Genomic DNA, 7,718 nt, shown 5'->3' on the forward strand with positions numbered 1-7,718 from the left:
TTACGCATTCACAGTTTTGGTCGGGCGGCTCGGTGAACAACCGTCATTACGGTAAGGAATGATATACGCATTCCCCTCTTCAGGGTGAATAATTTGATAGTACTGAGGCAGGTTAAAGTTAATAAACTTAGACGCGACGCGACTATCGTCTTTTACCGACGTGTAGAAGCTGTTTACAGACGAAATCATTTCATCTTTGGAGCCACTAAATTGGTGATACACTTCCACTTGATTTGACTCATCCAACACATAAATATTGAAGCCATCTTCGTTATCTTCAAAGAAGAACTGCACTAGACCTTCACTGGCAAACCCATCCACCGCTTCCGGCATTTGATATTCTTGCTCACGATCGAGCATTAACAGCGGCGAGCCTTTGAGTTTGTTAGTAGAAATGCTGCGGTAGAAATCGATGGAATTTTCTAGCTTTTGCACCGACACACCACGACGTTCAAAGAACAACCCATAAGTCTGGTTACCAAGACGCATCGCTTTAAAGCGGCGGCGTTTCTCTTGCTCTACTGGTTTCAAGCGTAAGTCGATACATTCAGCTAAAAGCTGGTAAACCATATTACGCATCACACCACGCATGTTCTTCGCATAGCAGAACACATCCACTGATTCTGGTGGCAACGCATCTTGGTGCATTTTGCCCAAAATGGTTTTCAGTGCATCCAGCATCGCCGTTTCCCCTTTGAAATGCAGCGTACGCACTTCATGCCAAGAGTTACGGTAAACAAGGTCAACACTGCCGACTAAATTTTTATGTTCTGGACCAAAGCTAAAAATATCGGTGTTCTTAACATCCACTTTCAACGAACGACCAGAAAGTTCAGACGTCGGATCATTTTCAAAGTTGATGAACATCGCAAGCTGGCTTATTTCACAAGGACTCGCTAGCGCCTGCATAGATGGACGACGCTTACGCAACGCAAAAGTATTTCGTAAGTCACTCACCATTTGGTAAAACTTATCAATATCTAGCTGCGCTTCACGTACCACGGCATGTAAACGAGTCGATTCAGTGATCAAGCCATTGAAGAATGCCCAAGCAACCAATTTACTCAAGTATTCATGATGCTCTAGATATGGTTGCCCCAAAATGCGGTGCGCAATAAGTGGTTGTTTATAGAGGTACCAACCAGACTTGTTCACTCCCCCTTTTTTCACTTCGATAAAGCTCAAGTCAGGCTCGTGCAGATCAGGTGAAATCTGTGGGTTTAGTAACGTTACTTTGCCCGGCAATACTTCAAAAGCCGCGTAAAGTTTACGGGCCAAAATACTGATGTCTTGCGGACTGATAGCAGAAGTGATGTCGTTACGACGCGCAAATTGAATCAAGTTACGGTAGCTTTGCATCAACGCATCCAGCAATGCATGATGTACCACCTTTACTTGTTCAACCTTCCAATTACGGCGGTCATCGAGCTCTGCAACGACACTGGCATCCCAATTCCATTTTGCAATCATATCGCTCAGTGCTTCACGACGCCAAGCTACTGAGCCAATATTCGGCTCACGAGATAGTTTTTCATGGGTTTTGAGATAGAAACAGCGACGCACCAAATCCAAACGTGTATCGTCTTGAATTCGCTCTAAGTAACGGGTTACTTTTTCCAACATTAAGTAGTACGCATCCATGCCATAGAGGTCAGGCTCATGGGCAAAGAAACGACGCTTAGTGTCGATACTTAACAATTGAGTATGCGGGTATTCCCACGAGTAAGCTTCTAGCAAGATGGCTTTTAATACCGATTTGTAGGGAGAGTCGATGCTTTTGTATAACTGCCACAAGTTCGAGCCGAAGTATTCTTCAGCAGGAATGCAGTTCAATTTACCAAAGTCGATCCATTCACTACAGTCGATGTAACCATCACTGCACAGTTGAGAAACGTACTCGTCGTAACACTCTTCCATTTCTGGCGGCACGATTTGCCATAACAAACGCTGTCCGGCAATACGCACCGCACTACGATAGAATTCATCTAGCAAAAGTAAGTGCTGAGATGAACCACAGTTATCACCTGTCATCTCCTCAGAATGATTGCTTCTAAAGCGCTCTTTATCCATTAAGAAAAAGTTCGCTTCCACGCCTTTGCTTTGTGCCCAATCCGTGATGAGTAAGCATTTATTGGTCAATAACTCGCGTTCGTCACAATCCATATCGGGCGAGATACACACCCAAATATCCAAATCACTGGAAGTACTTTGACCAATCGAGGAGGTACTGCCCATGGTGTATAAACCCAATATAGCGGGCTTTTCTACCGTCTTGAGCGGCTGACCAATGGCAAGTTGAATATCATCTATGAATTGTTGCTGAATGCTATTTAGTTCAAGCCCATGCACACCAAACGGGACATCGGCATCATAATAGCCAGGAATTACAGGATGGTTGTAGTTCAACAAGGCAGGAATCAAGTGGAAGACTTGCTGGCTTTGCGAATCCATAAGCGCCAACGCGCGATCAACTCGCTGCTGATTCAAATTATCTAGTCGCTGGATGATTTTTTGGGTGTAAGCCTGCAAGGGGAATTCCTTGGTTGAACAATCACGAAAATCTGCTGACGTTTTAAACCAAAATGGCTTAAAAACGTGATCAATTTAACACTTTTATTGGTGCGGGTAAAGCTTCACGCCCGCGTATCACTCTGGATACAAAACCATACTTTAGTCACAAAATTAATCGCGCGGTAGTGTCGCTCTTATTACCTATTACTAATAATAGTCCTTAGTCTAATTGAGAATCCAGTCACACTATTTTCATAACGTCATGTAATTCCATTCATAGCCTTCAGAGATAACGAACTAACAGTAAGCATTTCTTGATGAGAATGGTAGGATAAACCCAAATCCAAACAGCATTGAGAAGATCATGACACAATCCACACCGATTCGCATTGCAACTCGAAAAAGCCCTCTTGCTTTATGGCAAGCTTACTTTGTTAAAGACGCCCTTCAAGCCGCTCACCCTGGCTTGGAAGTCGAGTTAGTAACCATGGTGACCAAAGGTGACGTGATTTTAGATACACCACTAGCAAAAGTTGGCGGCAAAGGCTTGTTCGTAAAAGAGCTTGAAATCGCGATGCTAGAAGGACGTGCAGACCTCGCCGTTCACTCAATGAAAGACGTACCCGTCGATTTCCCAGAAGGCCTTGGCCTCGTGACCATTTGTGAGCGTGAAGATCCTCGTGATGCCTTCGTCTCTAATACCTATAGCCACATTGATGAGCTCCCTCAAGGTGCTGTGGTTGGTACTTGCAGTTTGCGCCGTCAATGCCAACTGAAAGAATATCGTCCGGACATCATCATCAAAGAGCTTCGCGGTAATGTGGGCACTCGCCTTGGTAAGTTAGATGCGGGTGAGTATGATGCAATCATTCTTGCTGCGGCTGGCCTCAAACGATTGAAGCTTGAAGAACGCATTCGTAGCTTTATCGAACCAGAGCAATCACTACCAGCGGTAGGCCAAGGTGCTGTCGGTATTGAGTGCCGCCTTGACGATGAAAGACTGCTTAAGCTGCTTGAGCCACTTAACCACCAAGACACCGTAGACCGCGTTTTGTGTGAGCGCGCAATGAACCTTACGCTAGAAGGCGGCTGTCAGGTACCTATCGGCAGCTATGCCCTGCTAGACGGCGACAACATTTGGCTACGCGCATTAGTTGGCGAACCAGATGGCAGCGAAATTGTGCGTGGTGAAATTCGTGGCCATCGTAAAGATTGCGAAGCATTAGGAGTGCAGCTAGCCAATGAGCTGCTAGATAACGGCGCTCGTGAAATCCTAACTAAGCTGTACGCAGATCACGAATAACCATGGCAGTGTTGGTCACTCGGCCGGGAGAGCAAGGCAACGCGCTTTGCTCTCTGCTCGAAAGGCACGGCATTTCCGCATATCACCATCCTCTGATCGACATTGTCGCCGATCTCACGGACACGCACCTCTCTAAACATCTACATCAAGCTCAAATTGTTATCGCTGTTAGTCGACATGCAGTGCAATGTGCACAGCAAATCTTAGCCAGCAACGGGATGTCATGGCCGAAACAAGCTATTTACCTTGCCGTTGGTCAAAAAACAGCACACTATTTAAGCAAATGTACCCAACAGAAAGTACACTATCCCCAAGTCAGTGATAGTGAACACTTATTGCGACTGCCAGAGCTCAACAATGTGGCACAACAACAAGTTCTTATCCTTCGTGGTAACGGCGGAAGAGAGCTGATCAAAGATGCATTGGTGAGGCGTGGCGCAAAAGTTCACTATAGTGAGACTTACAAGAGAGAATTCATCCCATTCGATCCAGTAAGCTGTATCTCACTATGGAAAAACCTACAAATTAACCAGATTATTGTCACCAGTGGTGAACAACTGGATTATTTGTGCAGCCAATTGACGTCGGAGCAATTGACTTGGCTTAATCAACAAGAGTTGTATATCCCCAGTCAGCGTATCGCTGACATCGCAATTCAAAGGGGGTTCACTCGCGTGAGATGCACGGGAAGCGCATCCAACCAAGAATTACTGGCGGCTCTCCAGCCCTAGCTACACAGGATATAGGCATGACAAGTAAAAATAACGACCAAAAAAATAACGATAAAAACCTTTCCGAAGAAACCTCATCGGCACCGCTAGTCGAAAAAACCACATCGCAGCAGGATGCGGACCTTAAAAAAGAGCAACCACAAGCGGCCGAGCCCCCAAAAACAGCAGAGCCAACCAAAGTCGAGTTTGAAGAAAAACAAGGTAAACGTGGTGTCAAACTAGGTACGGTCGCTATCATCTTATCGATTATTTTTGGCGGTGGCCTCGCGTACAAGCTGCATCAACAGCAAGCCGATTACCAAGCGCAGATCGCCCAACTAAAAAGTCAGCTAGAAAGCACTCAAGCTTCCATGAAGCAAGAACTCAGCCGGGTACAAGAAGAAACCATCGAGAAAGCAACAACCGTGACACACAAAGCGGAAGTGGTACTTGGACAGCAACAGAAGAGCATTGAAAGCTTACAGCTCGCCGTTGCCGATGTGAAAGGTCGTCGACCAAACGACTGGCTATTAGCGGAAGCCGATTACCTTGTCAAATTAGCTGGTCGTAAATTGTTCTTAGAGCACGATGTAGAAAGCGCGACTCAACTGATGGAAAGTGCAGACCAACGCATTGCAGCACTGAATGACCCTAGCCTCGTCAAACTACGTAAAGCAATGGCGAACGATATCACCAAACTTCGCACGATCCCGCTAATTGACCGTGATGGATTGGTACTACGCTTAACTGCCCTACAACAGCAAGTAGACAAGCTCCCTCTCGCCAATGCACTGCTACCTGAAGCTGAAGCCGTAGAAAACACTGAAGTGTCTGAAGATATCGCAAACTGGCAAGATAACTTAATGACCTCTTTGAAGGACTTTTCAGAAAACTTCATTACCTTCCGCACGCGCGATGGTAACGTCATTCCACTGCTTTCTCCTGAGCAACACTTTTACCTGAAAGAAAACATCAAAGCCAAATTGGAAACGGCAATAAAAGCGGTGTACCAAGAACAAGGTGAAATTTACACCACATCTCTAAAAACAGCCGACAAATGGGCATTAGCTTTCTTCAACCAAGACGATAATTCTGTTAAAGAGTTCAACAAAACGGTTAACCTACTAAGTCAGCAAAATATTCAAGTGGAATACCCAACAAAACTGCAAAGTCAGTCTCAACTATCAGATGTCATCCGTGAACGCCTACGTCGTGAAGTCACAACGATGACAGGCATGGAGGATAAGTAATGTTTCGTCTTATTTTCCTATTTGTTGTACTAGGCGCAGGACTATTTGTTGGCACCCAGTTTTCTGGTCAGCAAGGCTATGTACTCATCTCCATTGCCGAGAAAACGATCGAGATGAGCGTAACGACATTAGTGGTTTTCGTTATCGCTGCACTCGCAGGTCTTTTTCTGCTTGAGTACCTGATTAAGAAGTTAGTTTATGCTAGTTCTACAACATGGAACTACTTCAGTGTTCGCAAAATGCGCCATTCCCGCCGATACACCAATGAAGGCATTATTAAACTTCTAGAAGGTGACTGGAAAGGTGCTGAGAAGAAAGTAACTCGCTGGGCAAATCATCACGATATGCCGCTGCTTTGCTACTTGGTTGCGTCTGAAGCCGCACAAGGCCAAGGTGATAAAGCAAAACGAGATCACTATCTAGAGCTAGCGAGCCAACAAGAGAACGCTCATCTCGCAGTAGAACTGACTCGAGCGAAACAATTTATCCGCGACAACGAGTTCGAGTCCGCTTTCGATACCTTGCAATCGTTAAAAAGTCAGTATGCGAGTAACTCTATTGTATTGAACTTGCTGAAAACAACGTACATGCAGCTAAAGTTGTGGCAACCTCTTATTGACCTCTTGCCACAACTAACCAAAGCAAAACTCATCACGGAAGAAGAACATGCAGAGCTGATTCAAAAGGCGCAGTGCGGCTTACTCCATGAAGTAGCGCAACAACAAGGTAGCGAAGGGCTAATCTCCCATTGGAATAGTCTCTCACGTAAAGTGAAACAAGACACAAACCTCGTTGCCTGTTTTGCTCGAGAACTCATCACACGAAAAGCTGATGCAGAAGCCTTTACCGTGCTAAAAGAAGCATTAAAAAAACAACCTGCCCCAGAGCTTTATCAACTTCTGCCAGATCTAAACCTGCCAGATACCCACCCTGTCGTGGTCTTCTTAGAGGGAGTAGTGAAGAAAGAACCGGATAACGCCGCTGCCCATAGCGCATTAGCGCACTTCTATTTCCGTCAAGAGAAGTGGCAAGAAGCCCAGGATCACTTTGAGATCGCCTTAAAGCTTCGCTCTGACGTCTCTGACTATGCATTCCTAGCAGACACACTAGAGAAGCAAAATCTAACCAAAGCTGCTCACGAAGTCTCTCGTAAAGCTCTCACGCTCGTACAGAATGACTAACTTAAGATGACCTAACCAAGCCGACAGCTTACCTGTCGGCTTTTTTATTGCCTGCTATTAACCCTTCAGTCCTTAGTCATCAATATGTTTATCCAATTCATTGGCTCCCAAGTAGTTCTCAACTTCCTAGCAACTCACTATCGTTTCACTTTCCTCTTCTCTTTTGACTACTCTGATCCTGTCATTCCAGCAGAATCCAAAACAATTTTAAAAGATGCAGGAATACGTAACTTTAGCCTGTTGATGTATGGTTTTAAGACGTAGCTAGATTTAGGCAATAGAGCACACGCGTCGCTAGACTGAGTAAAACAAAAAGATACATCAGTGAAACAGTGGCTATTTGAGTATGCTTATTTGTTCGGTCTATCCGGTAAAATGGGCTAGAGAAGCAATGGTAGTGCTTTAAGAGAACGATAAGGCAATAGATGGTTCAACACCTTAACAAAGCATCTCCAACAACCTTATCGGGACAGCATGCAGTGATGAGGATGAACAGCTTTAGAAGCAACTGCACTTCTTAGCAAAAATCAAAACGTCACAACCAATACCAATACCGATACCGATACCGATATTACTTAGTCCAAAAGTAGATCGCATATGGAATTGATTTTTGGCAAGCACAGATAGAGTAATAAAGATGTGCGGAAATGAAAAAAGCCTCGCTATTTCTAGCGAGGCTTCTTAATAGTGGCGGAGAGATAGGGATTTGAACCCTAGATACGCTATTAACGTATGCCGGTTTTCAAGACCGGTGCTTTCAACC

At 45.0% G+C, this 7,718-nt stretch carries 5 protein-coding genes; 4 read left to right on the forward strand and 1 reads right to left on the reverse strand.

What is annotated here, in order from left to right; all coding sequences use genetic code 11:
* Positions 1 to 2,529: a class I adenylate cyclase gene (locus tag R7E00_RS19860; protein ID WP_042523920.1), complete on the reverse strand. Its 2,529-nt coding sequence runs from the start codon at positions 2,527 to 2,529 to the stop codon at positions 1 to 3.
* A 346-nt stretch (positions 2,530 to 2,875) separates the two neighbouring features.
* Between R7E00_RS19860 and hemC the strand changes: the two genes are divergently transcribed.
* From hemC to R7E00_RS19880, 4 genes are read left to right on the forward strand one after another with little or no spacing between them, the layout of a single operon-like run.
* Positions 2,876 to 3,814: a hydroxymethylbilane synthase gene (hemC, locus tag R7E00_RS19865; protein ID WP_115386364.1), complete on the forward strand. Its 939-nt coding sequence runs from the start codon at positions 2,876 to 2,878 to the stop codon at positions 3,812 to 3,814.
* A 2-nt stretch (positions 3,815 to 3,816) separates the two neighbouring features.
* Complete coding sequence (locus R7E00_RS19870; RefSeq protein ID WP_005383386.1) at positions 3,817 to 4,545, forward strand: uroporphyrinogen-III synthase; 729 nt, start codon at positions 3,817 to 3,819, stop codon at positions 4,543 to 4,545.
* 17 nt (positions 4,546 to 4,562) lie between these two features.
* Positions 4,563 to 5,774: a uroporphyrinogen-III C-methyltransferase gene (locus R7E00_RS19875; RefSeq protein ID WP_005378751.1), complete on the forward strand. Its 1,212-nt coding sequence runs from the start codon at positions 4,563 to 4,565 to the stop codon at positions 5,772 to 5,774.
* Positions 5,774 to 6,955 carry a heme biosynthesis protein HemY gene (locus R7E00_RS19880; RefSeq protein WP_017635979.1) on the forward strand — a complete coding sequence of 394 codons (1,182 nt, stop codon included), beginning with the start codon at positions 5,774 to 5,776 and terminating at the stop codon, positions 6,953 to 6,955. Before R7E00_RS19875 ends, R7E00_RS19880 begins: the two co-directional genes overlap by 1 nt.
* The last annotated feature ends 763 nt before the right edge of the window (positions 6,956 to 7,718 follow it).

The sequence above is a fragment of the Vibrio sp. Vb1755 genome (assembly GCF_033338635.1).
GTDB classification, from domain to species: domain Bacteria; phylum Pseudomonadota; class Gammaproteobacteria; order Enterobacterales; family Vibrionaceae; genus Vibrio; species Vibrio alginolyticus.

Bases quoted from the DNA above. Each gene is read 5' to 3' on its own strand.
- R7E00_RS19870 (WP_005383386.1), top strand. From the start codon at position 3,817: ATGGCAGTGTTGGTCACTCGGCCGGGAGAGCAAGGCAACGCGCTTTGC.
- R7E00_RS19875 (WP_005378751.1), top strand. From the start codon at position 4,563: ATGACAAGTAAAAATAACGACCAAAAAAATAACGATAAAAACCTTTCC.
- hemC (WP_115386364.1), top strand. From the start codon at position 2,876: ATGACACAATCCACACCGATTCGCATTGCAACTCGAAAAAGCCCTCTT.
- R7E00_RS19880 (WP_017635979.1), top strand. From the start codon at position 5,774: ATGTTTCGTCTTATTTTCCTATTTGTTGTACTAGGCGCAGGACTATTT.